Raw genomic sequence first — 23900 nt, 5'->3', positions numbered from 1 at the left:
CCTTCCATGCCGCAGCGGTCATGCGACGCCCGGCACCCCGCTCAAATCACCCAGCTTCCCGTTTCCGCGCTGCGGCTCGCCACGATGCGGTCGTGCAGGCGCTTGATCGTGGTGCTGCCGGTCTTCTGGAAGGCGAAAGGCAGGATCGCGTGGACGAGGCAGGCGAGCCCCGCGCCGATCATCTTCACGCCTACGCCCGACGAGACCGCGAAATGCTCGGCATAGCTTTCGCCGACGCTGGTGGGGTGATCGGTGAAGGGATTGGGCATGGCGGCTACTCAGCGGACTCCGATGGCCCTGATTAGCGGATCGCGCGGGGCTCTGTCGCCCGTTTTTCAGCCCGTCCGCCGTTCAGCTCAGGCGATCGAGCGCGGCGTCATCGAGCGCGCCGGGGATGATCATCACCGGGCAGCTCATCTGCCCCGCCTCGGCGCCCGCGAAATAGGAGACGAGCGGGCCGGGGCCGCCGGTCGCCGGGGCGCCCAGCACGAGGGCGGCGATCTCGGGCTCCTGCGCCAGCCGCGCGCGCACCACCGCGACGGGGTCGCCGAGCCGGGTGGTGATCGACGGGCGCAGGCCCATTTCCTCGATCAACTCGCCAGCCACCTGCGTCACCAAAGCCTGCGCGCGCAGCTCGGCCTCCTCCTCCATCGCCGCCTGCACGCCGCCGAAGGGCACGAATTCCTGCGCGGGCACCAGCGCCACGATCTCGATCGCGCCCCCGGTCTTGGCGGCGCGGCGCGCGGCGAAGCGCAGCGCGATGCGCGATTCATCACTGTCGTCGATGACCACCAGATAGGTGCGGATCGTCATCGTCTGTCCCCCGATTGCAATATGTGCAACATAGCTTTCGCGGCCTGCAACGCCAAGAGCTTGACCCCGTTGGTGCGGTGGCCGAATTGTCCGTTCGGCCAAGGAGAGGTCCCAACATGCCGATCGAACTGAAGATGCCCGCTTTGTCGCCGACGATGGAGGAGGGTACGCTCGCCAAGTGGCTCGTCAAGGAGGGCGACACCGTCAAGTCGGGCGATATCCTCGCCGAGATCGAGACCGACAAGGCGACGATGGAGTTCGAGGCGGTCGATGAAGGCACCGTCTCCAAGATCGTGATTCCCGAAGGGACCGACGGCGTGAAGGTCGGCGCGGTGATCGCGCTGATCGCCGGCGAGGACGAGGATTCCTCCGCCGAGTCCGCCCCGAAGGAAGAGGCCAAGCCCAAGGCCGACGAAGCGCCGCCCAAGGAGGCCAAGCCCGAACCCAAGAAGGAGCCGGAGGTCGCGGCCAAGGCCGCGCCGGCGCCGGCCGCCAGGGCGTCTGACGGGGATCGCGTGAAGGCGAGCCCGCTGGCGCGCCGTCTGGCCGAGCAGCAGGGTGTCGATCTTTCGGCGGTCAAGGGCTCCGGCCCCGGCGGCCGCGTGGTGAAGGCCGATCTGGAAGGCGCGCCGAAGGGCGAGGCGAAGCCCGCCGAAGCCGCCAGGTCCGAGGAGCCGGCGAAGGCCGCTGCCCCGGCCAAGGCCGAGCCGGTCGCCGCCGCGCCCGCGCCTGAAGGCGTGCCGAGCGAGACGACCAAGCTGTCGGGCATGCGCAAGGTCATCGCGCGCCGGCTCACCGAATCGAAGCAGAATGTGCCGCACATCTACCTCACGGTGGACATCAACCTCGACAAGCTGCTGGCGCTGCGCACCGAGCTGAACAAGGGGCTGGAGAGCCGGGGCGTGAAGCTGTCGGTCAACGACATGCTCATCAAGGCGCAGGCCGTGGCGCTGATGGAAGTGCCCGAATGCAACGTGCAGTTCGGTGGCGACACGCTCATCAGCTTCAAGCGCGCCGACATCTCGGTGGCGGTCTCGATCCCCGGCGGGCTCATCACCCCGATCATCGCGAGCGCCGACACCAAGGCGCTGTCGGTGATCGCGACCGAGATGAAGGATCTCGCCGCCCGCGCCCGCGACGGCAAGCTCCAGCCGCAGGAATATCAGGGCGGCACCGCCAGCCTCAGCAACATGGGCATGTACGGTATCAAGCAGTTCGAGGCGGTCATCAATCCGCCGCAGGCGATGATCCTGGCGATCGGCGCCGGCGAGAAGCGGCCCTATGTGATCGGCGATGAACTGACCGTGGCGACGATCATGAGCGCGACGGGCAGCTTCGACCATCGCGCGATCGACGGGGCGGACGGCGCCAGGTTCATGGCCGCGTTCAAGCGGCTGGTGGAAGCCCCGCTGGGGATGCTGGCTTGAAGTTGAAGTGGGCGGCTGGAATGGTGTTGCTCGCTCCGTTGTTCGGGGCGGGCGTCTGGCTCGTGCGGTTTGCGATCAAGGCTACGGCGTATGAGTTGCCGCCGCTTCCGCTCTCGGAGTGGGTAGGTCTGCTGGGCATTGCCTACCTTTACGCTTTCGTGGTGACGCTGGTGATTGGTGTGCCGATCGGATTTCTGGCGGTCCTGCTGCTCCGTAAAAGCGGACTTGAGCGACGGTGGGCGCACCCGATCGCCGGCGCGCTGCTGGGATTCATCGTGGGTTGGCCGTTGGGCATGAATGGTGAGTTCGCGCTGTCCGGTGCGGCTGTCGGCCTGTGTCTCGGATTGGGATATGGCCAGTTCGTGTATCAGCCTCGTACCCTTGCGGGCGAGCAGGGCTGAGCATGGACATCCCACCCGACCATCCACCCGCGATCCGGGTGACGGCGATGCCGGCCGACACCAATCCGAGCGGGGACATTTTCGGCGGCTGGCTGATGAGCCAGATGGATCTCGCCGGCTCGTCCCTGGCCTCGCGCCATTCGCGGAGCCGCACGGTCACGATCGCGGCCGACGCGATGTCCTTTCTGCGGCCGGTATCGGTGGGCGACGAAGTGTCGGTCTATGCCGAGCTGGTCGCCGTCGGCCGCACGTCGATGAAGGTCCATGTCGAGGCATGGCGCCGGGCGCGCGACGACATTCATTCCTACAAGGTGACCGAGGCGACCTTCACCTTCGTCGCCCTCGACGAGAACCGGCAGAAGCGGGAGGTGCCGCCGCTGCCGGCGGCCCCCGCCGACGCCGGCTGAACCATTCAAAAAACTGGAGCGGATCATGGCTGATACCTACGACCTCATCGTGCTCGGTTCCGGGCCGGGCGGCTATGTCGCGGCGATCCGCGCGTCGCAGCTGGGCCTGAAGGTCGCCATCGTCGAGCGCGAGCGGCTGGGCGGCATCTGCCTCAACTGGGGCTGCATCCCCACCAAGGCGCTGCTGCGCACCTCCGAAATCTTCCATTACATGACCCACGCCTCGGCCTACGGCCTGTCGGTGGAGAAGCCCGCGTTCGATCTGGCCAAGGTGGTCGATCGCAGCCGCAAGGTGGCCGGCCAGCTCAACGCCGGCGTCAAGGGGCTGATGAAGAAGAACAAGGTCACCGTGGTCGAGGGCACCGGCAAGCTGACCGCGAAGGGCAAGCTGACCGTCAAGAACGGCGACAAGACCACCGATCTGGAAGGAAAGCACATCATCCTGGCGACGGGTGCGCGGGCGCGCGACCTGCCCTTCGCCAAGGCGGACGGCGAGCGCATCTGGACCTATCGCAACGCCATGACGCCCACCGAGATGCCGACCGACCTGCTCGTGATCGGATCGGGCGCGATCGGCGTGGAATTCGCCAGTTTCTATTCGGACATGGGCGCCAAGGTGACGATCGTGGAGATGCTCGATCGCATTCTGCCGGTCGAGGATGCCGACATTTCGGATTTCATGACCAAGGCGCTGACCAAGCAGGGCATGACGATCCTCGTCAAATCCGGCGTCGAGAAGATCGAGGCGTCGAAATCGGGCGTGAAGGCGACGATCAAGGGCGCGGACGGCAAGGCCGAGGTAAAGGACTTCAGCCACTGCATCGTCGCCATCGGCATCGTGCCCAATACCGAGGAGATCGGGCTGGAGGCGCTGGGCGTGAAGACCGATCGTGGGCATGTCGTGGCGGACGAGATGTGCCGCACCAATGTCGACGGGCTGTGGGCGATCGGCGACATCACCGGCGCGCCCTGGCTGGCGCACAAGGCGAGCCACGAGGGCATCATCGCCGCCGAGGCGATCGCCGCGGCGCTTGGCAACAAGGATGTCCACCCGCATGCGATGAACAAGGCCAACATCCCCGGCTGCACCTATTCGCGCCCGCAGGTGGCGTCGGTGGGCTTGACCGAGGCGAAGGCCAAGGAAGCGGGTTACGAGCTGAAGGTCGGCAAATTCCCCTTCATCGGCAACGGCAAGGCGATCGCGCTGGGCGAGGCCGAGGGCTTCGTGAAGACGGTGTTCGACGCCAAGACCGGCGAGCTGCTCGGCGCGCACATGGTGGGCGCCGAAGTGACCGAGCTGATCGAGGGCTATACCGTCGCCAAGCAGCTGGAGACGACCGAGGCGGACCTGATGGAGACCGTCTTCCCCCACCCGACGCTCAGCGAGATGATGCACGAGAGCGTGCTTTCCGCCTACGGCCGCGCGATCCATTTCTAGGCCCCGCTCCGTCGTTGCGAGCGTAGCGAAGCAATCCAGCCGCGCCCCAGGCCGTGGAGCTGGATTGCTTCGCTGCGCTCGCAATGACGGTGAGTGAGGCTAGGGTGTCGGGCTATGTCGCGACACCCCGATAGCCGCCCAGCCATTGCCGCTGGCCTGCTGCTGCTCGTCGCGATTGTCGATGGCTGGCTGGCGCTGTCCGGTAGGGCGACGGCGTTCGATCGCGGCGGATTGCTGTGGCTGGCGGGGGGTGATCCCCGATTGCTCAACGCCGTCACCGGGCTCGGCAACCCGCCGGTGCGGCTGGCGGTGGCGGGTGTCGTGGTCGTGCTGCTGGCGATCCGGCGGCGCTGGACGCCCGCGCTGACGATGGCGCTGATGACGGGCGGCGGGCTGCTGCTCTCGAGCGGCGGCAAGCTGCTGACCGCGCGGCCGCGCCCCTCTTTGCTGCCGCAGCTCGATCAGGTGACGAGCCTGTCCTTCCCCAGCGGCCATGCGCTCAATTCGATGGTCGTCTATCTCGGCGCCGCGCTGCTGCTCGCGCCGGTGCGATATCGGCCGTTCGCGATGCTGGGGGTCGGGGTGCTGGTGGCCGCGATCGGCGTGTCGCGGGTGGCGCTGGCGGTGCATTGGCCGACCGACGTGATCGCGGGTTGGGCCATCGGCGCCGCCTGGGCGTTGCTGGCCGTGGCGATCTGCCGCGCGATGGAGACGGAACGACGATGAGCAGCGCTAGCGCCGACGGCAACAAGCGCGTCCTCTATGCCGCGCTGGCCGCCAATCTGGGCATCGCCATCGCCAAATTCGTCGCGGCGGCGGTGTCGGGATCGTCGGCGATGCTGACCGAGGGCTTCCACTCGATCGTCGACAGCCTCAATCAGGTGCTGCTGCTGTGGGGCCAGAAACGCTCCAAGCGCCCGCCCGACGATCTCCACCCGCTCGGCTATGGCCGCGAACTCTATTTCTGGAGCTTCGTCGTCGCGATCCTGATCTTCGCGATCGGCGCGGGCCTCTCGATCTACGAGGGCGTGCTCCACATCATCGAGCCGGAGCATGTCGACAGCGTGTGGCTGCCCTATCTGGTGCTGGCGGTGTCGCTGGCGCTGGAGGGAAGCAGCTGGGCGCTGGCGGTGAAGGAATTCGCCAAGACCAAGGGCGACGTCAGCTGGTGGACGGCGATCGTGCGATCGAAGGATCCGGCCGCCTTCGTGGTGCTGTTCGAGGATTCGGCGGCCATGGCCGGGCTCGTCATCGCGGGATTGGGCATCACGGCGAGCTGGCTTACCGGCGATCCGGCGTGGGACGGGGTCGCATCGATCCTGATCGGCATCGTGCTGGGCGGCGTCGCGATCGTGCTGGCGCGCGAATCGAAGGATCTGCTGATCGGCGAGCGGGCCGACCCCCGGCTGGTCGAGGCGGTGCGCGCCTCGGTCGATGGCCTGCCCGAAGTGACGGGGGTGAACGAGGTCGTCACCATCCACATGGCGCCCGACGCCATCTTCGTGGCGATGAGCGTCGATTTCGAGGATCGCGTGTCGGCCGGCGTGGTCGAGAAGGTGATCGCCGAGGTGGAGGCGAAACTGAAAGCCCGCTGGCCCGCGATCGCGACGGTCTACATCAAGCCGCAGGCGAAGGCGGCGGCGGGCTATGCGCCGATGGACATGGACCCCGACCGGCTGGGCGGGGGCTGAGCGACGCTAGCGGCCCGGGCGGCGGACGTAGATGGCGCGCAATTCCTCGTCGATCGGGGCGGTGTAGATCAGGCGATAATCGCGGGCGAGCGCCCGATCGGCAACGGCGCGCGAGGCGGTGTTGACGTCCCACACGCGGTTGATCGTCGTCGCGACGACGGTGGGCTTCGTGGCGAAGGTGCGGGCGACCTCGGCCGCCGGATCGACGCCGATCGCGGGCGCCTCCACCTCGGTATTGAGGTGGTTGGGGAAGGCCCACACGGTCGGGATGCACGATCCGGTCAGATAATAGAGGATCGACTCCCCGTCGTGGACGTAGAGGCAGCCCTTGCCGAGATGCGCCTTGATGATCCGGGCAATGGGCCGGATGTAGGCGGCGTTGCCCGACCGCTCCTGCCGCTTGAAGGCGCGGACATTGTAGGCGACGAGGCCGACCGCGAGGATCAGAAAGGCGAACAGCGCCCCCCAGGCGAAATCCTTGCGACGGATCGAGAAGGCCGGCGCCGCGCCGATCGCCAGCGGCAGCAGCACCGGCAGGATATAATGGTTGTAATAGGTGCCGAAGATCAGGAAGCCGACGATCGCGGCGGCCACCCACATCAGGGCGAAGCGATGCGCCGCGCCGATCGCGTCATGGCCGCGCCACGGCCCCTTCCACATCGCCAGACCCAGCGCCACGAACAGGATCGCGATGCCCCGGAATATCTTCCAGAGCCGGTCTAGCAGCTCGGCATTGTCGACCTTGGGCCGCTGAAGGATCGAGACGAAGTTGGAGTAGAAGAAGATTTCGGCGTGGCCGGCGGCGGCATAGACGGCGAAGGCGACGGCGGTGGGCAGCAGGGCGAGGCCGGCCCACAGGATCGCGTCGATCAGGCGCGGGGCGAGGCGTGGATCGGTCTTCCAGCCCTTCCACAGCAGCAGCAGGGCGAAGAAGATGCCCTCGAACATGATGTTGTATTTGATCTGCATGGCGAGGCCGGTGATCGCCATCGCGATCGCCCCCTGGCGGCGGATCAGCCCGGGCGTGGCGGCGGGATCGAGCGCGGCGCGCATCGTCGCCATCGCCGCCAGCGCGGTGAACAGATTGTAGAAGACCGGCGTCTGTCCGCCCTCGCCGCCATATAGGCCGAGCGCGACGACATAGATCAGCCCCGCCCACACGCCCGCGCCCAGCGTGGTGAAGCGCGTGGCGATGCGGGCGATGCAGAAAGCGGTGGCGGCCGCGAAGAGCGTCGCGACGATCTGATATTGCAGGAAGCCCTCGCCCCCCAGCATGCGGATCAGCCAGTAGACGACGAAGATGCCGACCGGCTTGCGATCCCAGATGTCGACATAGGGCCATTGGTGCCAGTGGAGCATCCGATCGCCGACGAGGAGATAGAAATCCTCGTCGACGTGCATCACCGGATTGCCGAAGTGGATCGAGCGGAGCGCGAAGGTCGCCAGCAGGATCAGCAGCGCCGCCGCGGCCCAGGTCGCGCGACTGTATCGGCGGGGCGGCATCGCGCTCGCCGTCACGGGCGTCGGCTCAGCGGTTGCGCCGGATCAGGAGCGAGGTGGCGGCGGTGGTCCATACCGCCCCCATAGCGGCCCCGGCGATTCCCGCCAGCCACCAGACGGGTTCGAGCCGGTAGAGGGTGGCGGCCAGGCCGACGTTGGCGATCAGGCCGATGGCGCAGGCGGCGGTGAAGCGGAGGAGACCCCTCCACCAGCGCGCGCCCTTCCGCCGGCGGTCGCGATAGGTGAAGGCGTTGTCGAGCGTGTAGGCGAGGGTGATGGCGGCGATGCCCGCGATCGCCTGACCGGTCGCGAAGGCGAGGCCGGCGCGCAGCAGCGCCGAGAGGAGCAGCAGGTGGAGCATCAGCCCCAGGCCGCCGACCAGCAGGAACAGGATCAGGCGCGGCGGCACGACGCGGCCGATCGTCTTGTCGGCCAGCAGCAGGAGATATTCGCTCGCCACCGCCGAATCGAGCTTGCTGGTGCCGGCGTGGCGACAGCGGAAGCGATAGGGCACTTCGGCGATGCGGGGGCCGGCCGGCATCGAGGCGAGCAGGTCGAGCAGAATCTTGAAACCCACGTTGGACAGCTGTGGCGCGGTGGCGATCAGCAGGTCGCGGCGGATGGCGAAGAAGCCGCTGAGCGGATCGCTCACCTCGGCGCGCACCGCGACTCGCGCCAGCCGCGTGGCGAGGCGGCTGGCGGCGACGCGGCTTTCGGCCCAGTCGCCGGTCGATCCCGCGCCGGCATAGCGCGTGCCGATGGCGATATCGGCGCCGTCCCGGGCGATGGCGTCGTGCAGCGCGGGCAGGGCGGCCTCGTCATGCTGCATGTCGGCATCGATCACCGCGACCACCGGCGCGACGGTCGCCAGCATCCCCTCGACGATGGCGGACGAGAGCCCCCGCCGCCCGATGCGGCGGATCAGGCGGACGTGGCCGCGCCACGCCGCGAGCGCCTCGATCCGCTCGGGCGTTCCGTCGGTGGAGGCGTCGTCGACGAAGATCGCCTCCCACACCCGGCCCTCCAGCGCATTTTCCAGCGCCTCCAGCAGCGGGGCGACATTGTCGCGCTCGTTGAAGGTGGGGATCACCACCGCCAGCGCGATCGGCGGGCGGTGGGTGAGGTGGGCGACCTGGAAGTCGCGGGCGGTACGCGCTACTGTCATGTCCGGTGTCGCTAAAGCTCCAACGTCGCGGGTTGAAGACTCCGTCGGGGCGCTTGCAACCATTCATCCCGGCAAACGCACGAGCCGCCCCCGGTTCCGCATCCGATATGGATGAAAGGCGGGCACAGCGCTGCTGTTGACCGTCCGTGGCCCTCCCGCTATAGGCCCGCCTCGCTCGCGCCCGGTCATTCTGATCGATGCGTGGCGCTTGAACATTGCCGGATGCTTGGGGAATGGCCGAGGGGGCAGAGAATGCCGCCGCGGTCCTTTCGTATTTCGCGGAAATCGCCCGCGTTCCAGGTGCCGACAAAGTAACTTTCAAAGGTGAAGAGTTTCATGCCGACGATCAACCAGCTGGTCCGCAAGGGCCGCGAGCTGCAGAAGACCAAGTCGAAGGTCCCCGCGATGGAGGCCAACCCGCAGAAGCGCGGCGTTTGCACCCGCGTCTACACGACGACCCCGAAGAAGCCGAACTCGGCGCTCCGTAAGGTCGCCAAGGTTCGCCTGACGAACCAGCGCGAAGTGATCTCCTACATCCCGGGCGAAGGCCACAACCTCCAGGAGCATTCGGTTGTGCTCATCCGTGGCGGTCGTGTGCGCGATCTTCCCGGCGTGCGCTACCACGTCCTGCGCGGCGTGCTCGACACGCAGGGCGTGAAGAACCGCAAGCAGTCCCGCTCCAAGTACGGCGCCAAGCGTCCGAAGTAAGCCGATCGGCCCCGCCGGCCCCATGGCCGGCGCGCGGTTGTCCGATCCCCAAGGCTGAAGCATTGAGAAGGTAAGAAGAAATGGCACGTCGTCGTCGTCCCGAAAAGCGCATCATCCTGCCCGATCCCAAGTTCGGGGATGAGGTGCTCTCCAAGTTCATGAATTCCGTGATGCTCGACGGTAAGAAGTCGGTCGCGGAAGGCATCGTCTACACCGCGCTCGAGGTCGTCGAGACCCGCGCCAAGCGCGATCCGCTGGGCGTGTTCCACGATGCGCTGAACAACATCAAGCCGGGCATCGAGGTCCGCAGCCGCCGCGTCGGCGGCGCGACCTACCAGGTTCCCGTCGAGGTCCGCCCGGAGCGTTCGCAGGCTCTGGCGATCCGCTGGCTCATCACCGCCGCCCGCGCGCGCAGCGAGAGCACCATGTCGGCCCGCCTGTCCGGCGAGCTGATGGACGCGGCCAACAATCGCGGCAACGCCGTGAAGAAGCGCGAGGACACGCACCGCATGGCGGAAGCGAACCGCGCCTTCTCGCACTACCGCTGGTAATAGCGATTTCAGTCCCCGCCGCCCGGCGCGGCGGGGACTCGAAATCGTCACATACGCTACCCATATCGCCGGGGCGCGGGTTCTCCCGCTTCCCGACATCGGAGATCAGAAATGGCCCGCAGCCACCCGCTCGACCGCTATCGTAACATCGGCATCATGGCGCACATCGACGCCGGCAAGACGACGACGACCGAGCGTATCCTGTATTACACCGGCAAGTCCTACAAGATCGGCGAAGTCCATGAGGGCACCGCCACGATGGACTGGATGGAGCAGGAGCAGGAGCGGGGCATCACCATCACCTCCGCCGCCACGACGTGCTTCTGGAGCGCCGAGGAGGGCAAGGGCCCCGAGCATCGCATCAACATCATCGACACCCCCGGCCACGTCGACTTCACCATCGAAGTCGAGCGTTCGCTGCGCGTGCTCGATGGCGCGGTGGCGTGCTTCGATGGCGTTGCCGGCGTGGAGCCGCAGTCCGAGACGGTGTGGCGCCAGGCCGACAAGTACGGCGTGCCGCGCATGTGCTTCATCAACAAGCTCGACCGCACCGGCGCCGATTTCTATTTCTGCGTGAACTCGATCATCGAGCGTCTCGGCGCGCGCCCGGCGGTGCTGTATCTGCCGATCGGCATCGAGGGCGGCTTCAAGGGCCTCGTCGATCTCGTCGAGAATCGCGCGATCATCTGGCTCGAGGAGTCGCTGGGCGCGAAGTTCGAATATCAGGCGATCCCGGACGATCTGGCCGAGAAGGCCGCGAAGTATCGCAGCGACCTGATCGAGATGGCCGTCGAGCAGGACGACGATCTGATGGAGGCGTATCTCGAGGGCAACGAGCCGTCGGTCGCCGACCTGAAGAAGCTGATCCGCAAGGGTACGCTGGGCATGGCGTTCGTGCCGGTCGTCTGCGGCTCCGCGTTCAAGAACAAGGGCGTCCAGCCGCTGCTCGACGCGGTGGTCGATTATCTGCCGAGCCCGCTCGACGTGCCGGCGATCAAGGGCGTCAAGCTCGACGGCGAGACGCCGGACGAGCGCCCCTCGTCGGACACCGAGCCGTTCGCGGCGCTGGCGTTCAAGATCATGAACGATCCGTTCGTCGGCACGCTGACCTTCGCGCGCATCTATTCGGGCAAGCTCGAGGCGGCGTCGCAGGTCCAGAATTCGGTGAAGGATAAGAAGGAAAAGGTTGGCCGCATGCTGCTCATGCACGCCAACAGCCGCGAGGACATCCAGGAAGCGTTCGCTGGCGACATCGTCGCGCTGGCGGGCCTGAAGGACACCACCACGGGTGACACGCTGTGCGCGATCAGCGCGCCGATCATCCTGGAGCGGATGGAATTCCCCGAGCCCGTGATCGAGCTGTCGGTGGAGCCGAAGACCAAGGCCGACCAGGAGAAGATGGGCGTCGCGCTCAACCGCCTGGCGCGCGAGGATCCGTCGTTCCGCGTGTCCTCGGACCCCGAGAGCGGCCAGACCATCATCAAGGGCATGGGCGAGCTTCACCTCGAAATCCTGGTCGACCGCATGAAGCGGGAGTTCAAGGTCGAGGCGAACGTCGGCGCGCCGCAGGTGGCGTATCGCGAGTATCTCGCGAAGCCGGTCGATATCGACTATACCCACAAGAAGCAGTCGGGCGGCACCGGCCAGTTCGGCCGCGTGAAGGTCCGCCTCACGCCGGGCGAGCGCGGTTCGGGCATCATCTTCAAGGATGAGATCAAGGGCGGCAACATTCCGAAGGAATATCTGCCGGCGATCGAAAAGGGCTTCCGCGAGACGGCCGCCACGGGCTCGCTGGTCGGCTTCCCGATCATCGATTTCGAGATCGTGCTGTACGACGGCGCCTACCATGACGTCGACTCGTCGGCGCTGGCGTTCGAAATCACGGCCCGCGCCGCGATGCGCGAAGCGGCCCAGAAGTCGGGCATCAAGCTGCTCGAGCCGGTCATGAAGGTCGAGGTCGTCACCCCGGAGGATTATCTGGGCGACGTCATCGGCGACATGAACAGCCGCCGCGGCCAGATCCAGGGCACGGACACGCGCGGCAACGCGCAGACCGTGGACGCGATGGTCCCGCTGGCCAACATGTTCGGCTACGTGAACGCGCTCCGCTCGTTCACCCAGGGCCGCGCGCAATATTCGATGCAATTCTCGCATTATGACGAAGTGCCGTCGAACGTTGCCGAGGAAGTGAAGGCGAAGCTGGCGTAAGCCGATTTTTGTAGCTATGGGCGCCTCCGCATTGGGTGGGCGCGCCCGAATCAGACAAGTGAGAAGGTAGCAAAATGGCGAAAGCTAAGTTCGAGCGGAACAAGCCGCACTGCAACATCGGCACCATCGGTCACGTCGATCATGGCAAGACCTCGCTCACGGCCGCCATCACCAAGGTGCTGGCCGAGACCGGCGGCGCCACGTTCGTCGACTATGCCAACATCGACAAGGCTCCCGAGGAGCGCGAGCGCGGCATCACCATCTCGACCGCGCACGTCGAGTATGAGACGACCAACCGCCACTACGCGCACGTCGATTGCCCGGGCCACGCCGATTATGTGAAGAACATGATCACCGGCGCCGCGCAGATGGACGGCGGCATCCTCGTCGTCTCCGCGACCGACGGCCCGATGCCGCAGACCCGCGAGCACATCCTGCTCGCCCGCCAGGTCGGCGTGCCGCAGCTCGTCGTGTTCATGAACAAGGTCGATCTGGTCGACGACGCCGAGATCCTCGAGCTGGTCGAGCTGGAAATCCGCGAGTTGCTGTCGTCGTATGACTTCGACGGCGACAACATCCCCGTGATCGCCGGTTCGGCGGTGTGCGCGCTCAACGGCACCAAGCCGGAGATCGGCCATGACGCCGTTCTCAAGCTGATGGCCGCCGTGGACGAGTTCATCCCGCAGCCGGAGCGTCCGCTCGACAAGCCGTTCCTGATGCCGATCGAAGACGTGTTCTCGATCTCGGGTCGCGGCACCGTCGTCACCGGCCGCGTCGAGACCGGCCAGGTCAAGGTGGGCGAGGAAGTCGAGATCGTCGGCCTCAAGGACACCCGCAAGACCGTCGTCACCGGCGTCGAGATGTTCCGCAAGCTGCTCGACTCGGGCCAGGCCGGCGACAACATCGGCGCGCTGATCCGTGGCGTCGGCCGCGAAGAGGTCGAGCGTGGCCAGGTTCTCTGCAAGCCGGGCTCGATCAAGCCGCACACCGACTTCTCGTCGGAAGTCTACGTGCTGTCGAAGGAAGAGGGTGGCCGTCACACGCCGTTCTTCGCCAACTACCGCCCGCAGTTCTACTTCCGCACCACGGACGTCACCGGCACCGTCGAGCTGCCCGAGGGCACCGAGATGGTCATGCCCGGCGACAACATCCAGCTCGGCGTGAAGCTGATCGCCCCGATCGCCATGGAGGAGGGCCTGCGCTTCTCCATCCGTGAGGGTGGCCGCACCGTCGGCGCCGGCGTCGTGGCGTCGATCTCCAAGTAATCGCGTAACCGGCCGCCCGCTTCCCAGTAGGGGAGCGGGCGGCCTTCGCTTTTCCGCTTCCTTGTGGCCCGCACCCTTCAGGGGGACCGGCCGGAAGCACGGCTCTTTCAAATCGGTAGGACACCATGGACAGCAATATCCGCATCCGCCTCAAGGCCTTTGATCACCGCGTGCTCGATCAGGCGACCGGCGAGATCGCCAACACCGCGCGCCGCACCGGCGCTCTCATCCGTGGCCCTATCCCGCTGCCCACGCGCATCGAGAAGTTCACGGTCAACCGTGGCCCTCACATCGACAAGAAGTCGCGCGAGCAGTTCGAGGTGCGCACCTACAAGCGCCTGCTGGACATCGTTCAGCCCACCCCGCAGACCGTCGACGCGCTGATGAAGCTCGACCTCGCAGCGGGTGTTGATGTTGAGATCAAACTGGCGTAAAGGCCCGTCTCCGCTGGCGCAGGGTGATTCCCGCGCCGGCGCTTTCGCTTCCCGCCGAGGCCCTTCGCAGAAGGTTGCCACGCGACGAAGCCAGGGAAAGCAAGGGATACCGAACGGATAGACTTCCTCCGGGAAGCGCCGTTGTCTGCGTCCCCGCTATCATCGTTTCCGTGGGGTTTCCCACGGCAATGGCGATCATCCGGCCCGGGCGGGGGCGTATCGTAAAGGGCTGGGGCTCCGGTGATCCGGGGCCTTTTTCGTTGGCAAGCTCCCGGCAACCGGGAGCCTCTGTTTGGGAAGGAATTAGATCATGCGCACTGGCGTGATCGCGAAGAAGATGGGGATGACCCGGCTGTTCCAGGAAGACGGGCGCCATGTGCCCGTCACCGTGCTGCAGCTCGACAATGTCCAGGTGGTTTCGCGCAAGGAAGCGGCCAACGACGGTTACGTCGCGGTTCAGCTCGGCGCCGGCACCGCCAAGGCGAAGAATGTCGCCAAGCCGCAGCGCGGTCACTTCGGCAAGGCCGAAGTCGAGCCCAAGGCGGTGCTGTTCGAGTTCCGCGTGTCGGAGGACAACCTCCTCGACGTCGGCGCCGAACTGTCGGCCGAGCACTTCATCGCCGGCCAGCTGGTCGACGTTTCGGGCCACACGCAGGGCAAGGGCTTTGCGGGCGGCATGAAGCGTTGGAACTTCGGTGGTCTGCGGGCGACCCACGGCGTGTCGGTCTCGCACCGCTCGCTCGGTTCGACCGGCCAGCGCCAGGATCCGGGCAAGGTCTTCAAGAACAAGAAGATGGCCGGCCACATGGGCGACCGTCAGCGCACCCAGCAGAACCTCGAGATCGTCCGCACGGACGCCGAGCGCAACCTGCTCTTCGTGAAGGGCTCGGTTCCGGGTTCGAAGGGCACCTGGCTGCTGGTCAAGGACGCGGTGAAGGTCGCGGCGCCGGAAGGCCTGCCGTACCCCGCCGGCCTGCGCGTCGCCACCGAGCATACGCCGGCTGTCGAGCATCATGAGGAAGCCGCGCCCGGCATGGTCGAGGCCGCTGCCGTCCACGAAATCCCCGCGCTTCCGGGCGCCGAGGAAGTCGCCGCTGGCGTCGCTGCCGCCGATCAGGCGATCGCGTCCACCGAGGCTGCCGACGCGGCCGACGTGAAGCCCACCGAAACCGACGGCCAGGAGGGCTGAAGATGAAGGTTCAGGTTCAGACCCTCGATGCAGCCGGTAGCGGCGAGATCGAGCTTAACGATGCGGTGTTCGGCGTTGAGCCGCGTGCCGACATCCTTCACCGCGTCGTGACGTGGCAGCTCGAAAAGCGCCGCGGCACCGCCCGTCCGACCCGCGAGCGGGCCGACGTGGCGCGCTCGGGCAAGAAGCTCGGCAACCAGAAGGGCGGCGGCGCCGCTCGTCACGGTGATCGCCGCGCTCCGGTGTTCATCGGCGGTGGTAAGGCGCACGGCGCCCGCCTCCGCGATTTCAACCCGTCGCTGAACAAGAAGGTTCGCGCGCTGGGCCTCAAGATGGCGCTGTCGGCGAAGGTCGCGGACGGCAGCCTGATCGTGGTCGACGCGCTCGACGTGGCCGAAGGCAAGACCAAGGCCCTGTCGGCGCAGCTCGCCAAGCTCGGTTTCGGCGCGAAGGCGCTGGTGATCGACGGCGACGCGCTGAACGTGAGCTTCGCTCGCGCTTCGAGCAACCTCAAGGGCGTCAACCTGCTCCCGGCAGTCGGCGCCAACGTCTACGACATCCTGAAGAGCGACACGCTGGTGCTGACGCGCGCGGCCGTCGAAAAGCTGGAGGCGCGCTTCAATGGCTAAGAAGCAGGCAGGCGCGGTGGATAACCGCCATTACGACGTGGTGCTCGCGCCCCACATCACCGAGAAGTCGACCCTGCTCTCCGAGCATAACGCGGTCGTCTTCAAGGTGGCGGGCGACGCCACCAAGCCGGAGATCAAGGCCGCGGTCGAAGCGCTGTTCAACGTCTCGGTGACGGGCGTGAACACGATGGTGACCAAGGGCAAGACCAAGCGCTGGAAGGGTGCCCCCTACAAGCGCTCGGACGTGAAGAAGGCGATTGTGACGCTGGCCGACGGTCAGTCGATCGACGTGACGACGGGAATCTGACGCCATGGCGCTGAAGCATTATAATCCGACCAGCCCGGCACGCCGCGGCCTGATCCTCGTGGATCGGACCGGCCTGTGGAAGGGCAAGCCGGTCAAGGCGCTCGTCGAGGGCAAGCGCAAGTCGGGCGGCCGCAACAACCAGGGCCATGCCACGGCTCGCGGCATCGCCGGCGGCCACAAGCAGAAGTACCGCTTCGTCGACTTCAAGCGTCGCAAGTGGGACCAGCCGGCCACCGTCGAGCGTCTTGAGTACGACCCCAACCGCTCGGCCTTCATCGCGCTGGTGAAGTATGAGGACGGCGAGCTGTCTTACATTCTGGCGCCGCAGCGTCTGGCCGCCGGCGACGTCGTCGTCGCGGGCAAGAAGACGGACGTGAAGCCGGGCAATGCGATGGAAATCGGCCAGGCTCCGGTCGGCACGATCGTCCACAACGTCGAGATGAAGCCCGGCAAGGGCGGTCAGATCGCGCGTGCGGCCGGCACCTATGTGCAGGTCGTCGGTCGCGACAAGGGCATGGTGATGGTTCGCCTGAATTCGGGCGAGCAGCGCTACATCCGGTCGGACTGCATGTGCACGGTCGGCGCGGTGTCGAACCCCGACAACGCCAACCAGAACCTCGCCAAGGCCGGTCGCAACCGCTGGCTCGGCAAGCGCCCGCTGACGCGCGGCGTCGCCAAGAACCCGGTCGACCATCCGCACGGCGGTGGTGAAGGCCGGACCTCGGGCGGCCGTCACCCGGTCACGCCGTGGGGCAAGCCGACCAAGGGCGCTCGCACGCGGTCGAACAAGTCGACCGACAAGATGATCATCCGTTCGCGTCACGCGAAGAAGAAGAGGTAATCGAGATGGCTCGTTCCGTCTGGAAAGGTCCGTTCGTCGACCTCCACCTTCTGAAAAAGGCCGAGGCCGCTCAGGAAGGTTCTACCCGTGGTGCGATCAAGACCTGGTCGCGTCGTTCGACGATCCTGCCGCAGTTCGTTGGGCTCACGTTCAACGTCTACAACGGCCGCAAGTTCGTGCCCGTCTCGGTCAACGAGGACATGGTCGGCATGAAGCTCGGCGAGTTCGCGCCGACCCGGTACTTCCCGGGTCACGCGGCTGACAAGAAGGGCAAGCGCTGATGAGCAAGCCTGTTTCCCCGCGCAAGGTGGGCGACAAGGAAGCGCTGGCGGTCAACACCGCCGTGCGCGGCTCCGCCCAGAAGCTGAACCTGGTTGCGGCCCTCATCCGCAACAAGAAGGCCGGCGACGCGCTGAACATCCTCACCTTCTCGAAGAAGGCGATGGCCGTGGACGTCCGCAAGACGCTCGCGTCGGCGATCGCCAACGCCGAGAACAACCACAATCTGGATGTCGACGCGCTCGTCGTCCAAGAGGCTTCGGTCGGCAAGGGCCTGGTGATGAAGCGTTTCGCGACCCGCGCCCGCGGTCGTTCGGCCCGCATCATCAAGCCGTTTTCGCGCATCCGCATCGTCGTCCGCGAGCAGGCGGAGGCTGGGGAGTAATATGGGTCAGAAATCCAACCCGATCGGGATGCGGTTGCAGATCAACCGCACCTGGGACAGCCGCTGGTACGCCGACGGCGCCGACTACAGCCGCCTGCTGCTCGAGGATCTCAAGATCCGCGCGCACATCTTCAAGACGCTGCCGCAGGCCGCGATCTCGAAGGTGGTGATCGAGCGTCCGGCCAAGCTCGCCCGCATCTCCGTCTATGCTGCACGCCCCGGCGTCATCATCGGCAAGAAGGGCGCGGACATCGAGAAGCTCCGCAAGGCGCTCGGCAAGATGACCTCGTCGGACGTGAGCCTGAACATCGTCGAGATCCGCAAGCCGGAGATCGACAGCAAGCTCGTCGCCCAGTCGGTCGCCGATCAGCTCGAGCGTCGCGTGGCGTTCCGCCGGGCGATGAAGCGTGCGGTCCAGTCGGCCCTGCGCCTCGGCGCGGAAGGCATCCGCATCACCTGCGCCGGCCGTCTCGGTGGCGCGGAGATCGCGCGGACCGAATGGTATCGCGAAGGTCGCGTTCCGCTGCACACGCTGCGCGCGAACGTCGATTACGCCGAAGCCGAGGCACATACCGCTTATGGCGTCTGCGGCATCAAGGTCTGGATCTTCAAGGGTGAGATCCTCGGCCACGATCCGCTGGCCCAGGACCGGCTCATGCTGGAAGCTCAGACCTCCGGGGTCCGTCCGGCGCGCTGAGGGTAACCTCATCCGCCTTATCGGCCGCTAGTCCCCACGGGGGCAGGGCGGTGTTTGAAGGTTAGAGAAAATGCTGCAACCAAAGCGCACCAAATTCCGCAAGGCCCACAAGGGCCGCATCCATGGCGACGCCAAGGGTGGCACCGCGCTGAACTTCGGCGCCTTCGGCCTGAAGGCCCTGGAGCCGGACCGGATCACCGCGCGTCAGATCGAGGCGGCCCGCCGCGCGATCACCCGCCACATCAAGCGCCAGGGGCGTTTGTGGATCCGCATCTTCCCGGACGTGCCGGTTTCGTCGAAGCCCGCCGAAGTCCGCATGGGTTCCGGTAAGGGCGCGCCCGAATTCTGGGCCGCCCGCGTGAAGCCCGGCCGCATCCTCTTCGAGCTCGACGGTGTCCCCGGCCCGCTCGCCCGCGTCGCCTTCGAGCGCGCGATGGAGAAGCTGCCGATCAAGACCAAGGTCGTCGCCCGCCTGGGCGAGTCCGTGCACGAGGCTGAGTAAGATGGCGAAGATTGCTGATCTCAAGGTCGCGACCGACGACCAGCTCTCCACCCAGCTCGGCGAGCTGAAGCGGGAGCAGTTCAACCTGCGGTTCCAGGCCGCGACGAACCAGCTCGAAAAGCCGAGCCGGGTGCGCGAGGTGCGCCGCACCATCGCTCAGATCAAGACGTTGCAGACCGAGCGTTCGCGCTCGGCTGCCAAGTAAGGAACACGAACCATGCCGAAGCGCGTGCTGACGGGGATCGTGGTCTCCGACAAGACCGACAAGACGGTTGTGGTCTCGGTCGAGCGGCGGGTGAAGCACCCGCTGTACGGCAAGATCATCAAGCGTTCGAAGAAGTATCACGCCCATGACGAGGGCAACGTCTTCAAGGAAGGCGAGACGGTCCGCATCGAAGAGTGCAAGCCGATCTCCAAGCTGAAGACCTGGACCGTTCTGAGCAAGGTCGGCGCCGACGCGCCCGCCGCCGCGTAAAGGGAGGACTGACACATGATCCAGATGCAGTCCAACCTGGACGTCGCCGACAACTCGGGCGCCAAGCGCGTCCAGTGCATCAAGGTGCTCGGCGGCTCCAAGCGTCGCTTCGCGAGCGTCGGCGACATCATCGTGGTTTCCATCAAGGAAGCCGCGCCGCGCGCCAAGGTCAAGAAGGGCGACGTTCACCGCGCGGTGATCGTTCGTACCGCCAAGGACATCCATCGCGCGGACGGCTCGACCATCCGCTTCGACGGTAACGCCGCGGTCCTCATCAACAAGAACAGCGGGGAGCCGATCGGCACCCGTATCTTCGGCCCGGTCGTCCGCGAGCTTCGCGCCGCCGGCCACATGAAGATCATTTCGCTCGCGCCAGAGGTGCTGTGATGGCTGCTGCCAAGATCAAGAAGGGCGACCGCGTCGTCGTCCTGAGTGGCAAGGACAAGGGCAAGACCGGCGAGGTCACGCGCGCGCTTCCGAAGGACGGCAAGGTCGTCGTTTCGGGTGTGAACATGATCACCCGCCATGTGAAGCCCAGCCAGGCCAATCCGCAGGGCGGCCTCGACCGCGCCGAGGCACCGCTCGCGATCTCCAAGGTCGCGATCGCCACCGCCGAAGGCAAGCCGACCCGCGTTCGTTTCGAGACGCAGGACGGCAAGAAGGTTCGCGTCGCCGTCAAGACCGGGGAGAAGATCGATGGCTGATGCCTACACGCCCCGCCTTCGCAAGATGTATGACGACACGATCGTCAAGGCGATGACCGACAAGTTCGGCTACACCAATTCGATGCAGGTTCCGAAGATCGAGAAGATCGTTCTGAACATGGGCGTCGGCGAGGCCACGCAGGACAAGAAGAAGGTCGAGCAGGCCGCGAACGAAATGACCCTGATCGCCGGCCAGAAGGCCGTGGTGACCAAGGCCAAGAAGTCGATCGCGCAGTTCAAGCTGCGTGAAGGCATGCCAATCGGCGCGAAGGTGACCCTTCGTCGCGAGCGGATGTACGAGTTCCTCGACCGCTTCATCACGATCGCGCTGCCGCGCGTTCGCGATTTCCGCGGCCTGAGCGACAAGTCGTTCGATGGCCGTGGCAATTATGCGACGGGCATCAAGGAGCAGCTGATCTTCCAGGAGATCAGCTACGACAAGGTGACGGACATCCGTGGCATGGACATCATCGTCCAGACCTCGGCGAACACCGACGAGGAGGCGCGCGAGCTTCTCCGCCTGTTCGGTTTCCCGTTCCCGCTGCCCCAGGCCGAGCAGAAGAAGGCCGCCTGAGCGGCATGATCCGGATTTAGGAAAGAGAACTTAAGTCATGGCGAAACTGAGTTCGATCAACAAGAACGAGCGTCGCAAGAAGCTCGTGAAGCAGTATGCGGGCAAATATGCCCGGCTGAAGGCGATCGCGGACGATACGTCCAACGACGAGGGTGAGCGTCTGATGGCCCGCCTGAAGATGGCGGAGCTTCCCCGCAACGCGAACCCGACGCGCGTGCGCAACCGGTGCGAAGTCACCGGCCGCCCGCGCGCCTACTATCGCAAGTTTGGCCTTGCGCGTGTGATGCTGCGGCAGCTCGCGACCAGGGGCATGATCCCCGGCCTCACGAAGTCGAGCTGGTAAGGGCAATAAGATGGCTTTGACCGATCCCCTGGGTGACCTGCTCACCCGCATCCGCAACGGCCAGCGTGCCCGCAAGGACAGTGTCGTGTCGCCGGGCTCCAAGCTCCGTGCGCGCGTTCTGGACGTGCTCCAGCGCGAAGGCTTCATCCGCGGTTATTCCGAGGAAGCCGTTGGCGGCCATGATGGCCTGCGCATCGAGCTGAAGTATTTCGAGGGCCAGCCCGCGATCAAGCATCTGGTCCGCGTGTCCAAGCCGGGCCGCCGCGTCTATTCGGGTTCGTCCGATCTGCCGCGCGTCCGCAACGGCCTGGGCATCACCATCGTCTCGACGCCCCGTGGCGTTCTGTCCGACGCGGAAGCGCGCGAGCAGAATGTCGGCGGCGAGGTTCTCGCGGAGGTCTTCTGATGAGCCGCATCGGCAAGAAGCCGGTCGCCGTCCCCGCGGGCGTGACCGCAACGATCGAGGGCAAGCAGCTTTCGGTGAAGGGCCCCAAGGGCACCCTCTCGATGCCGCTCGCCGACGAGGTGACCTATGCGATCGAGGACGGCAACGTCTCGGTCCAGCCGGCCAACGGCACCAAGCGCGCCCGCTCCTTCTGGGGCATGCAGCGCACGATGGTGGCCAACCTCATCACCGGCGTGACCACCGGCTATACCAAGACGCTGCAAATCACCGGCGTGGGTTACCGCGCCGCCTCGCAGGGTTCCAACCTCAAGCTTCAGCTTGGCTACAGCCACGACGTGAACTTCGAGATCCCCGAAGGCATCACGATCGCGACGCCGGACCAGACCACGGTCAACATCTCCGGCATCGACAAGCAGAAGGTTGGCCAGGTCGCCGCCGAGATCCGCCGCTGGCGCAAGCCCGAGCCCTACAAGGGCAAGGGTATCAAATATGCCGGTGAGTTCATCTTCCGCAAGGAGGGTAAGAAGAAGTAATGGCAAAGGGCCTCTCTCTTTTCCAGAAGCGCCGTCAGCGCGTCCGCACCGCCCTCAAGGCGCGTGCCGGTGGCCGTCCGCGTCTCTCGATCCATCGTTCGGGCCGGCACATCTATGCGCAGGTGATCGACGATGCCGCCGGTCGCACCGTGGCTTCGGCCTCGACGATCGACAAGGGCATCAAGGGCGAGGCTTCGGGTGCGAACCTGCAAGCCGCGGCCTCGGTCGGCAAGCGCGTCGCCGAAAAGGCGACGGCGGCGGGCGTCACGCAGGTCGTTTTCGATCGTGGCGGCTTCCTCTTCCACGGCCGCGTCAAGGCGCTGGCCGATGCGGCCCGCGAAGGCGGATTGGAGTTCTAAATGGCTGACGAAATCCAGAACGCGGCTCCGGCCGAAGGCGCGCCGCAGGACGGCGCTCCGCAGGGTCGCGAAGGCCGTGGTCCCCGTGGCGGTCGTGGGCGTGGCCCCGGCGGCGACAATCGTGGCCGTGGCGGCCGTGACGGCAATCGTGGCCGTCGCGACGGCCCGCGCGACGAGGGTGGCGAGGAGCTGATCGAAAAGCTCGTCCACATCAACCGCGTCTCCAAGACGGTGAAGGGCGGCAAGCGCTTCGGCTTCGCGGCGCTCGTCGTGGTCGGCGATGGCAAGGGCCGTTCGGGCTTCGGCCATGGCAAGGCGCGCGAAGTGCCGGAGGCGATCTCCAAGGCGACCGCCGCCGCCAAGAAGGCGATGATCCGCGTTCCGCTGAAGGAGGGCCGTACCCTCCATCACGACGGCGCCGGGCATTTCGGCGCGGGCCGCGTCACCATCCGCACGGCGCCTCCGGGCACCGGCATCATCGCGGGTGGCCCGATGCGCGCCATCTTCGAGAGCCTGGGCGTGCACGACGTGGTGACCAAGTCGGTCGGCACCTCGAACCCCTACAACATGATCCGCGCGACCTTCGAGGCGCTCGGTGACCAGACCAGCCCCAAGGCGGTAGCGCAGCGTCGCGGCAAGAAGATCGCCGACCTGCTCGGCCGTGGCGGTGCCGCTCCCGAGGTCGCCGAAGCCGAAGCCGCGGCGGTTACGGAGTAATCGACATGGCGACGCTCAAGGTAACCCAGACCGGCTCCCCGATCCGCCGCACGCAGGACCAGCGCGCGACCCTGATCGGCCTTGGCCTGAACAAGATGCACAAGACCCGCGAGCTGGAGGACACGCCCGAAGTGCGTGGCATGATCCGCAAGGTCGCGCATATGGTGAAGGTCGAGGGCTGAGGCTCTCGATCGAATCCGGAAAACAAGCGGCGTCGGGTGGAAGCCCGGCGCCGTTTTTCTGCCACCGCGCCAAAGGATCGCGATTCGCGATTCCACATCGGACGGCGCAGTTGAAACAGACACGTGACAAGCGCGGGCGAATCCGTTAGGGGCGCCCGCTTCCACCCATTCCGCGCGACCATAGCGAAAGCGAGTGCAGTATCATGACGTTCAAGCTCAACGAAATCAGGGACAACCCCGGCGCCCGCAAGGGCCGGATGCGCGTCGGACGCGGCATCGGCTCTGGCAAGGGCAAGACCGCCGGCCGTGGCCAGAAGGGCCAGAAGAGCCGTGAGGGCGTGTCCATCAAGGGCTTCGAGGGCGGCCAGATGCCGCTCCACATGCGTATCCCGAAGCGCGGCTTCAACAACATCTTCGCCAAGGATTATGCCGAGGTGAACCTGGGCGCTCTCCAGAAGCTGGTCGATGCCGGCACGCTGGCGACCGACGGCACGATCGACCATGCCGCGCTGAAGGCGGCCGGTGTCGCCCGTGGCGGCAAGGACGGCGTGCGCATCCTGGGCAAGGGCGAGCTGACCGCCAAGCTGAGCTTCAAGGTCGCCGGCGTTTCGGCCGGCGCCAAGAGCGCGATTGAAGCCGCCGGCGGTTCGGTCGAGGTGATCGAGGTCGTCGCGGCGGCGGACAAGGCCAAGGCCAAGCATCGTGTCGTCCAGAAGGCCCGCGCGGCCGACAAGGACGCCAAGAAGGCCGCCGCCAAGGCCTGAACGTCG

General features: G+C 66.3%; 36 protein-coding genes. 31 read left to right on the top strand and 5 right to left on the bottom strand.

Annotated features, from left to right (window positions below):
* Window positions 1-41: 41 nt before the first annotated feature.
* Both PQ455_RS15235 and PQ455_RS15230 read right to left on the bottom strand, forming a co-directional pair.
* Window positions 42-269 (bottom strand): DUF6356 family protein, encoded by a 228-nt coding sequence (locus PQ455_RS15235; protein ID WP_273686948.1) that lies wholly within the window; start codon window positions 267-269, stop codon window positions 42-44.
* A gap of 82 nt (window positions 270-351) precedes the next feature.
* Window positions 352-807, bottom strand: a complete 456-nt coding sequence (locus tag PQ455_RS15230) for a universal stress protein (protein ID WP_273691394.1) — start codon at window positions 805-807, stop codon at window positions 352-354.
* Between the two features lie 122 nt (window positions 808-929).
* Here PQ455_RS15230 and PQ455_RS15225 point away from each other — a divergent pair, with 122 nt between their 5' ends.
* The 6 genes from PQ455_RS15225 to PQ455_RS15200 all read left to right on the top strand — a co-directional run bounded on the left by PQ455_RS15225 (window position 930) and on the right by PQ455_RS15200 (window position 6177).
* On the top strand, window positions 930-2240 hold the full coding sequence (locus PQ455_RS15225) for a pyruvate dehydrogenase complex dihydrolipoamide acetyltransferase (RefSeq protein WP_273686947.1): 1311 nt from the start codon (window positions 930-932) through the stop codon (window positions 2238-2240).
* On the top strand, window positions 2237-2641 hold the full coding sequence (locus PQ455_RS15220; RefSeq protein ID WP_273686946.1) for a hypothetical protein: 405 nt from the start codon (window positions 2237-2239) through the stop codon (window positions 2639-2641). Before PQ455_RS15225 ends, PQ455_RS15220 begins: the two co-directional genes overlap by 4 nt.
* 2 nt (window positions 2642-2643) lie before the next feature.
* Window positions 2644-3048 (top strand): acyl-CoA thioesterase, encoded by a 405-nt coding sequence (locus PQ455_RS15215; protein ID WP_273686945.1) that lies wholly within the window; start codon window positions 2644-2646, stop codon window positions 3046-3048.
* A gap of 25 nt (window positions 3049-3073) precedes the next feature.
* A complete protein-coding gene (gene lpdA, locus PQ455_RS15210; RefSeq protein WP_273686944.1) occupies window positions 3074-4486 on the top strand; it encodes a dihydrolipoyl dehydrogenase in 1413 nt (470 codons plus the stop codon).
* A gap of 114 nt (window positions 4487-4600) precedes the next feature.
* On the top strand, window positions 4601-5212 hold the full coding sequence (locus PQ455_RS15205) for a phosphatase PAP2 family protein (protein ID WP_273686943.1): 612 nt from the start codon (window positions 4601-4603) through the stop codon (window positions 5210-5212).
* Entirely contained in the window at window positions 5209-6177 is a 969-nt protein-coding gene (locus tag PQ455_RS15200) for a cation diffusion facilitator family transporter (protein WP_273686942.1), read from the top strand. Before PQ455_RS15205 ends, PQ455_RS15200 begins: the two co-directional genes overlap by 4 nt.
* A gap of 6 nt (window positions 6178-6183) precedes the next feature.
* Here PQ455_RS15200 and PQ455_RS15195 read toward each other — a convergent pair whose 3' ends face one another.
* From PQ455_RS15195 to PQ455_RS15185, 3 genes are all read right to left on the bottom strand, one after another.
* On the bottom strand, window positions 6184-7695 hold the full coding sequence (locus tag PQ455_RS15195; RefSeq protein ID WP_273686941.1) for an ArnT family glycosyltransferase: 1512 nt from the start codon (window positions 7693-7695) through the stop codon (window positions 6184-6186).
* A gap of 10 nt (window positions 7696-7705) precedes the next feature.
* On the bottom strand, window positions 7706-8842 hold the full coding sequence (locus PQ455_RS15190) for a glycosyltransferase family 2 protein (RefSeq protein ID WP_273686940.1): 1137 nt from the start codon (window positions 8840-8842) through the stop codon (window positions 7706-7708).
* A gap of 185 nt (window positions 8843-9027) precedes the next feature.
* Window positions 9028-9180, bottom strand: coding sequence for a hypothetical protein (locus PQ455_RS15185; RefSeq protein ID WP_273686939.1), 153 nt, complete (start codon window positions 9178-9180; stop codon window positions 9028-9030).
* Here PQ455_RS15185 and rpsL point away from each other — a divergent pair.
* From rpsL to rplO, 25 genes are all read left to right on the top strand, one after another.
* Window positions 9179-9550, top strand: a complete 372-nt coding sequence (gene rpsL / locus PQ455_RS15180) for a 30S ribosomal protein S12 (protein WP_273686938.1) — start codon at window positions 9179-9181, stop codon at window positions 9548-9550. The two genes, PQ455_RS15185 and rpsL, sit on opposite strands and share 2 nt — an antisense overlap.
* A gap of 80 nt (window positions 9551-9630) precedes the next feature.
* Window positions 9631-10101, top strand: coding sequence for a 30S ribosomal protein S7 (gene rpsG, locus PQ455_RS15175; RefSeq protein ID WP_273686937.1), 471 nt, complete (start codon window positions 9631-9633; stop codon window positions 10099-10101).
* A gap of 111 nt (window positions 10102-10212) precedes the next feature.
* A complete protein-coding gene (fusA, locus tag PQ455_RS15170; RefSeq protein WP_273686936.1) occupies window positions 10213-12309 on the top strand; it encodes an elongation factor G in 2097 nt (698 codons plus the stop codon).
* A 74-nt stretch (window positions 12310-12383) separates the two neighbouring features.
* Complete coding sequence (gene tuf / locus PQ455_RS15165; RefSeq protein WP_273686935.1) at window positions 12384-13574, top strand: elongation factor Tu; 1191 nt, start codon at window positions 12384-12386, stop codon at window positions 13572-13574.
* Window positions 13575-13699: 125 nt separating this feature from the next.
* A complete protein-coding gene (rpsJ, locus tag PQ455_RS15160; protein WP_093315306.1) occupies window positions 13700-14008 on the top strand; it encodes a 30S ribosomal protein S10 in 309 nt (102 codons plus the stop codon).
* Between the two features lie 310 nt (window positions 14009-14318).
* Window positions 14319-15197 (top strand): 50S ribosomal protein L3, encoded by an 879-nt coding sequence (gene rplC / locus PQ455_RS15155; RefSeq protein WP_273686934.1) that lies wholly within the window; start codon window positions 14319-14321, stop codon window positions 15195-15197.
* A 2-nt stretch (window positions 15198-15199) separates the two neighbouring features.
* Complete coding sequence (rplD, locus tag PQ455_RS15150; RefSeq protein WP_273686933.1) at window positions 15200-15826, top strand: 50S ribosomal protein L4; 627 nt, start codon at window positions 15200-15202, stop codon at window positions 15824-15826.
* On the top strand, window positions 15819-16133 hold the full coding sequence (locus PQ455_RS15145; RefSeq protein ID WP_273686932.1) for a 50S ribosomal protein L23: 315 nt from the start codon (window positions 15819-15821) through the stop codon (window positions 16131-16133). The genes rplD and PQ455_RS15145 overlap by 8 nt, the downstream gene beginning before the upstream one ends.
* Window positions 16134-16137: 4 nt before the next feature.
* Window positions 16138-16974, top strand: coding sequence for a 50S ribosomal protein L2 (rplB, locus tag PQ455_RS15140; protein WP_273686931.1), 837 nt, complete (start codon window positions 16138-16140; stop codon window positions 16972-16974).
* Window positions 16975-16979: 5 nt separating this feature from the next.
* Window positions 16980-17255, top strand: a complete 276-nt coding sequence (rpsS, locus tag PQ455_RS15135) for a 30S ribosomal protein S19 (RefSeq protein WP_273686930.1) — start codon at window positions 16980-16982, stop codon at window positions 17253-17255.
* Window positions 17255-17638 (top strand): 50S ribosomal protein L22, encoded by a 384-nt coding sequence (rplV, locus tag PQ455_RS15130; protein ID WP_273686929.1) that lies wholly within the window; start codon window positions 17255-17257, stop codon window positions 17636-17638. Before rpsS ends, rplV begins: the two co-directional genes overlap by 1 nt.
* A gap of 1 nt (window position 17639) precedes the next feature.
* Entirely contained in the window at window positions 17640-18335 is a 696-nt protein-coding gene (rpsC, locus tag PQ455_RS15125; RefSeq protein ID WP_273686928.1) for a 30S ribosomal protein S3, read from the top strand.
* Window positions 18336-18405: 70 nt separating this feature from the next.
* Entirely contained in the window at window positions 18406-18837 is a 432-nt protein-coding gene (gene rplP / locus PQ455_RS15120; RefSeq protein WP_273686927.1) for a 50S ribosomal protein L16, read from the top strand.
* A gap of 1 nt (window position 18838) precedes the next feature.
* On the top strand, window positions 18839-19042 hold the full coding sequence (rpmC, locus tag PQ455_RS15115; RefSeq protein ID WP_273686926.1) for a 50S ribosomal protein L29: 204 nt from the start codon (window positions 18839-18841) through the stop codon (window positions 19040-19042).
* Between the two features lie 12 nt (window positions 19043-19054).
* Window positions 19055-19312, top strand: a complete 258-nt coding sequence (gene rpsQ, locus PQ455_RS15110) for a 30S ribosomal protein S17 (RefSeq protein WP_273686925.1) — start codon at window positions 19055-19057, stop codon at window positions 19310-19312.
* A 15-nt stretch (window positions 19313-19327) separates the two neighbouring features.
* Window positions 19328-19699 carry a 50S ribosomal protein L14 gene (gene rplN, locus PQ455_RS15105; RefSeq protein ID WP_273686924.1) on the top strand — a complete coding sequence of 124 codons (372 nt, stop codon included), beginning with the start codon at window positions 19328-19330 and terminating at the stop codon, window positions 19697-19699.
* Window positions 19699-20016, top strand: coding sequence for a 50S ribosomal protein L24 (rplX, locus tag PQ455_RS15100; protein ID WP_273686923.1), 318 nt, complete (start codon window positions 19699-19701; stop codon window positions 20014-20016). The genes rplN and rplX overlap by 1 nt, the downstream gene beginning before the upstream one ends.
* Window positions 20009-20590: a 50S ribosomal protein L5 gene (rplE, locus tag PQ455_RS15095; RefSeq protein WP_273686922.1), complete on the top strand. Its 582-nt coding sequence runs from the start codon at window positions 20009-20011 to the stop codon at window positions 20588-20590. Before rplX ends, rplE begins: the two co-directional genes overlap by 8 nt.
* Before the next feature lie 37 nt (window positions 20591-20627).
* Complete coding sequence (gene rpsN / locus PQ455_RS15090) at window positions 20628-20933, top strand: 30S ribosomal protein S14 (RefSeq protein WP_273686921.1); 306 nt, start codon at window positions 20628-20630, stop codon at window positions 20931-20933.
* Window positions 20934-20943: 10 nt separating this feature from the next.
* A complete protein-coding gene (rpsH, locus tag PQ455_RS15085; protein ID WP_273686920.1) occupies window positions 20944-21339 on the top strand; it encodes a 30S ribosomal protein S8 in 396 nt (131 codons plus the stop codon).
* Window positions 21339-21872, top strand: a complete 534-nt coding sequence (rplF, locus tag PQ455_RS15080) for a 50S ribosomal protein L6 (RefSeq protein ID WP_273686919.1) — start codon at window positions 21339-21341, stop codon at window positions 21870-21872. Before rpsH ends, rplF begins: the two co-directional genes overlap by 1 nt.
* Entirely contained in the window at window positions 21872-22231 is a 360-nt protein-coding gene (gene rplR / locus PQ455_RS15075; protein ID WP_273686918.1) for a 50S ribosomal protein L18, read from the top strand. The genes rplF and rplR overlap by 1 nt, the downstream gene beginning before the upstream one ends.
* Window positions 22232-22948, top strand: a complete 717-nt coding sequence (gene rpsE / locus PQ455_RS15070) for a 30S ribosomal protein S5 (protein WP_273686917.1) — start codon at window positions 22232-22234, stop codon at window positions 22946-22948. It abuts the gene before it with no gap.
* A 5-nt stretch (window positions 22949-22953) separates the two neighbouring features.
* Window positions 22954-23130, top strand: a complete 177-nt coding sequence (gene rpmD, locus PQ455_RS15065; RefSeq protein ID WP_273686916.1) for a 50S ribosomal protein L30 — start codon at window positions 22954-22956, stop codon at window positions 23128-23130.
* A 203-nt stretch (window positions 23131-23333) separates the two neighbouring features.
* Window positions 23334-23894: a 50S ribosomal protein L15 gene (gene rplO / locus PQ455_RS15060; protein WP_273686915.1), complete on the top strand. Its 561-nt coding sequence runs from the start codon at window positions 23334-23336 to the stop codon at window positions 23892-23894.
* Window positions 23895-23900 lie beyond the last annotated feature (6 nt).

Source organism: Sphingomonas naphthae, assembly GCF_028607085.1.
GTDB lineage: Bacteria > Pseudomonadota > Alphaproteobacteria > Sphingomonadales > Sphingomonadaceae > Sphingomonas_Q > Sphingomonas_Q naphthae.
The sequence above is the reverse complement of the archived record's forward strand: the minus strand, read 5'-3'. Positions and strand labels throughout refer to the sequence as shown.

What these genes read in the sequence shown, in the direction of transcription:
- PQ455_RS15235 (WP_273686948.1), bottom strand. Translation starts at nt 269, where the DNA reads ATGCCCAATCCCTTCACCGATCACCCCACCAGCGTCGGCGAAAGCTAT.
- PQ455_RS15225 (WP_273686947.1), top strand. Translation starts at nt 930, where the DNA reads ATGCCGATCGAACTGAAGATGCCCGCTTTGTCGCCGACGATGGAGGAG.
- PQ455_RS15215 (WP_273686945.1), top strand. Translation starts at nt 2,644, where the DNA reads ATGGACATCCCACCCGACCATCCACCCGCGATCCGGGTGACGGCGATG.
- lpdA (WP_273686944.1), top strand. Translation starts at nt 3,074, where the DNA reads ATGGCTGATACCTACGACCTCATCGTGCTCGGTTCCGGGCCGGGCGGC.
- PQ455_RS15205 (WP_273686943.1), top strand. Translation starts at nt 4,601, where the DNA reads ATGTCGCGACACCCCGATAGCCGCCCAGCCATTGCCGCTGGCCTGCTG.
- PQ455_RS15200 (WP_273686942.1), top strand. Translation starts at nt 5,209, where the DNA reads ATGAGCAGCGCTAGCGCCGACGGCAACAAGCGCGTCCTCTATGCCGCG.
- PQ455_RS15190 (WP_273686940.1), bottom strand. Translation starts at nt 8,842, where the DNA reads ATGACAGTAGCGCGTACCGCCCGCGACTTCCAGGTCGCCCACCTCACC.
- rpsL (WP_273686938.1), top strand. Translation starts at nt 9,179, where the DNA reads ATGCCGACGATCAACCAGCTGGTCCGCAAGGGCCGCGAGCTGCAGAAG.
- PQ455_RS15185 (WP_273686939.1), bottom strand. Translation starts at nt 9,180, where the DNA reads ATGAAACTCTTCACCTTTGAAAGTTACTTTGTCGGCACCTGGAACGCG.
- rpsG (WP_273686937.1), top strand. Translation starts at nt 9,631, where the DNA reads ATGGCACGTCGTCGTCGTCCCGAAAAGCGCATCATCCTGCCCGATCCC.
- fusA (WP_273686936.1), top strand. Translation starts at nt 10,213, where the DNA reads ATGGCCCGCAGCCACCCGCTCGACCGCTATCGTAACATCGGCATCATG.
- tuf (WP_273686935.1), top strand. Translation starts at nt 12,384, where the DNA reads ATGGCGAAAGCTAAGTTCGAGCGGAACAAGCCGCACTGCAACATCGGC.
- rpsJ (WP_093315306.1), top strand. Translation starts at nt 13,700, where the DNA reads ATGGACAGCAATATCCGCATCCGCCTCAAGGCCTTTGATCACCGCGTG.
- rplC (WP_273686934.1), top strand. Translation starts at nt 14,319, where the DNA reads ATGCGCACTGGCGTGATCGCGAAGAAGATGGGGATGACCCGGCTGTTC.
- rplD (WP_273686933.1), top strand. Translation starts at nt 15,200, where the DNA reads ATGAAGGTTCAGGTTCAGACCCTCGATGCAGCCGGTAGCGGCGAGATC.
- PQ455_RS15145 (WP_273686932.1), top strand. Translation starts at nt 15,819, where the DNA reads ATGGCTAAGAAGCAGGCAGGCGCGGTGGATAACCGCCATTACGACGTG.
- rplB (WP_273686931.1), top strand. Translation starts at nt 16,138, where the DNA reads ATGGCGCTGAAGCATTATAATCCGACCAGCCCGGCACGCCGCGGCCTG.
- rpsS (WP_273686930.1), top strand. Translation starts at nt 16,980, where the DNA reads ATGGCTCGTTCCGTCTGGAAAGGTCCGTTCGTCGACCTCCACCTTCTG.
- rplV (WP_273686929.1), top strand. Translation starts at nt 17,255, where the DNA reads ATGAGCAAGCCTGTTTCCCCGCGCAAGGTGGGCGACAAGGAAGCGCTG.
- rpsC (WP_273686928.1), top strand. Translation starts at nt 17,640, where the DNA reads ATGGGTCAGAAATCCAACCCGATCGGGATGCGGTTGCAGATCAACCGC.
- rplP (WP_273686927.1), top strand. Translation starts at nt 18,406, where the DNA reads ATGCTGCAACCAAAGCGCACCAAATTCCGCAAGGCCCACAAGGGCCGC.
- rpmC (WP_273686926.1), top strand. Translation starts at nt 18,839, where the DNA reads ATGGCGAAGATTGCTGATCTCAAGGTCGCGACCGACGACCAGCTCTCC.
- rpsQ (WP_273686925.1), top strand. Translation starts at nt 19,055, where the DNA reads ATGCCGAAGCGCGTGCTGACGGGGATCGTGGTCTCCGACAAGACCGAC.
- rplN (WP_273686924.1), top strand. Translation starts at nt 19,328, where the DNA reads ATGATCCAGATGCAGTCCAACCTGGACGTCGCCGACAACTCGGGCGCC.
- rplX (WP_273686923.1), top strand. Translation starts at nt 19,699, where the DNA reads ATGGCTGCTGCCAAGATCAAGAAGGGCGACCGCGTCGTCGTCCTGAGT.
- rplE (WP_273686922.1), top strand. Translation starts at nt 20,009, where the DNA reads ATGGCTGATGCCTACACGCCCCGCCTTCGCAAGATGTATGACGACACG.
- rpsN (WP_273686921.1), top strand. Translation starts at nt 20,628, where the DNA reads ATGGCGAAACTGAGTTCGATCAACAAGAACGAGCGTCGCAAGAAGCTC.
- rpsH (WP_273686920.1), top strand. Translation starts at nt 20,944, where the DNA reads ATGGCTTTGACCGATCCCCTGGGTGACCTGCTCACCCGCATCCGCAAC.
- rplF (WP_273686919.1), top strand. Translation starts at nt 21,339, where the DNA reads ATGAGCCGCATCGGCAAGAAGCCGGTCGCCGTCCCCGCGGGCGTGACC.
- rplR (WP_273686918.1), top strand. Translation starts at nt 21,872, where the DNA reads ATGGCAAAGGGCCTCTCTCTTTTCCAGAAGCGCCGTCAGCGCGTCCGC.
- rpsE (WP_273686917.1), top strand. Translation starts at nt 22,232, where the DNA reads ATGGCTGACGAAATCCAGAACGCGGCTCCGGCCGAAGGCGCGCCGCAG.
- rpmD (WP_273686916.1), top strand. Translation starts at nt 22,954, where the DNA reads ATGGCGACGCTCAAGGTAACCCAGACCGGCTCCCCGATCCGCCGCACG.
- rplO (WP_273686915.1), top strand. Translation starts at nt 23,334, where the DNA reads ATGACGTTCAAGCTCAACGAAATCAGGGACAACCCCGGCGCCCGCAAG.